Source organism: Phenylobacterium sp., assembly GCF_030693805.1.
GTDB lineage: Bacteria > Pseudomonadota > Alphaproteobacteria > Caulobacterales > Caulobacteraceae > Phenylobacterium.
Window position 1 is genome coordinate 1 of record NZ_JAUXZW010000128.1, and the last position, 1,483, is coordinate 1,483.

Sequence of the window (1,483 nt, forward strand, 5' to 3'; positions counted from 1 at the left end):
GGCTGAAAAGGTTGATGAGCTGATAAAATGCGGGGCAAATATTATTGGAGGATGCTGCGGAACCAATCCAAAACACATTGAAGCTATTGCACATAAAGTTAAAAATAGAAATAAGTAATTGTCAGACAAAACTTGTTACCACATCATTTAAAGACCGGTGTATTATGAAAAACAGATTCGTTTTATTCTTCTTTTTGTTTTTGGGTTCTATTCTTTACTCACAAAACTTCACTCTTAAACTTTGGGAAAAAGATTTACCCAATCATATTCAAAGTGATGAGAAAGAAATTATAGATACAACAGATATTTTGGGTGTCAGAAATATCCAAACACCAACAATTTCAGTTTATCTGCCATCAAAAAGAAGCGCCAACGGAAAAGCTGTTGTTATTTGTCCGGGAGGCGGCTACAGAGTATTAGCATACGATTGGGAAGGCGATGATGTTGCAAAGTGGCTTAACTCAAACGGAATTGCCGCAATTGTACTTAAGTATCGGCTGCCTATTTCAAAAAGTGTAATTAACAAAGAAATAACTCCGTTCCTTGATGTTCAGCGTGCAATGAGACTAACAAGATATAACGCAAAAAAATGGAACATTAAAGAAAACATGATTGGAGTTATGGGATTTTCCGCCGGCGGTCATCTGGCTTCTACAATAGGAACAAAATTTGGGACTAAACTTATTACACCGATTGACTCTATTGATATGATGAATGATAGACCAGATTTTATGATCCTGGCTTATCCGGTAATAACATTTAAGAAGCCACTAACACATATGGGATCAAGAACAGCTTTAATAGGAGAGAATGCAGATACATTAAAGATTATTGAATATTCAAATGAGTTACAAGTAAAAGCAAACACACCGCCAACATTTATTTTTCATGCAGAAGATGATAAGCCCGTTCCGGTAGAAAACAGTTTGCTTTTTTATCAAGCCCTGAAAGAAAAAAGTATACAACCAGAAATGCATATTTATACCAAAGGCGGGCATGTGTTTTCGATTTCAACTAAAGATAATTACTTGCATGATTGGACTAACAGATGTATAGCTTGGTTGAAAGAGTATGTAAAATAATATAACTCAACAAATTGACAAGCTGGTTGCTTCGTTCCGGATGCGGGACGCAAAGTCATTCTTTTATCTGAGCGATGGGCGGAGAAAACCAAGTATTCTATAACCAAAAATATTTAGTGGTGGCTAAAGTTAATTTCATTTATGTTTTACCTGGTAATTAATGAGTGACAGTTTACTGCATGAGTAAAGTTATTTACAAGCGTAATCAAAACTTCCAGCCGGATTTCCAAAATATAATCGAAGTATTACAACGAAAGAAACCCAACCGCCCAACTCTTTTCGAATTTGCAATTAATGATAAATTAGCGCAAAAACTTTCCGGAATGGAAAGCGTTGATATACTTAACCGCTTAGGTCAGTTCAAGAATATTATTTCTGCTTTTGCAAATGCCGGGTACGAT

3 protein-coding genes are annotated in these 1,483 nt (G+C 35.7%); all 3 read left to right on the forward strand.

All coding sequences use genetic code 11. The annotated features are described in order from the left end of the window. On the forward strand, positions 1-118 hold a 118-nt coding region (locus Q8M88_RS17695; RefSeq protein ID WP_371132637.1), incomplete at its 5' end, for a homocysteine S-methyltransferase family protein. A gap of 46 nt (positions 119-164) precedes the next feature. Continuing rightward, entirely contained in the window at positions 165-1,082 is a 918-nt protein-coding gene (locus Q8M88_RS05710; protein ID WP_305595280.1) for an alpha/beta hydrolase, read from the forward strand. A gap of 179 nt (positions 1,083-1,261) precedes the next feature. Further along, a partial coding sequence (locus Q8M88_RS05715) for a hypothetical protein (protein WP_305595281.1) occupies positions 1,262-1,483 on the forward strand: 222 nt, incomplete at its 3' end.

Excerpts from the sequence above, each read along its gene's own strand:
- Q8M88_RS05710 (WP_305595280.1), top strand. The coding sequence starts at position 165 with ATGAAAAACAGATTCGTTTTATTCTTCTTTTTGTTTTTGGGTTCTATT.